This window comes from Proteus sp. FZP2095, from assembly GCF_023701425.1.
Taxonomy (GTDB): Bacteria; Pseudomonadota; Gammaproteobacteria; order Enterobacterales; family Enterobacteriaceae; genus Proteus; species Proteus cibarius.
The window spans coordinates 1-401 of record NZ_JAMQBJ010000026.1; the positions used below are offsets into that span (position 1 = coordinate 1).

A 401-nucleotide genomic window follows, 5' to 3' on the forward strand; every position below is an offset into this window, starting at 1 on the left:
GAATACGATGATGTAAGGAACACCAACCTGACGACCTAACAGGATGTGCTCACGAGTTTGTGGCATTGGGCCATCAGTCGCAGCAACAACCAGGATAGCTCCGTCCATTTGCGCAGCACCAGTGATCATGTTTTTAACATAGTCGGCGTGACCTGGGCAGTCTACGTGTGCGTAGTGACGAGTTGGTGTGTCGTATTCTACGTGTGAAGTAGAGATGGTGATACCACGAGCTTTTTCTTCTGGTGCGTTATCGATTTGATCGAATGCACGAGCAGCACCACCGTAAGTTTTAGCTAAAACTGTAGTGATTGCAGCAGTCAGAGTTGTTTTACCGTGGTCAACGTGGCCGATAGTACCAACGTTAACGTGCGGTTTTGAACGTTCAAATTTTTCTTTAGACA

Annotated in this window: 1 protein-coding gene; it reads right to left on the reverse strand. The window is 47.1% G+C overall.

What is annotated here, in order from left to right:
- Positions 1–401: GTP-binding protein (locus NBG71_RS18700; protein WP_250917080.1), on the reverse strand; the 401-nt coding region annotated here is incomplete at both ends.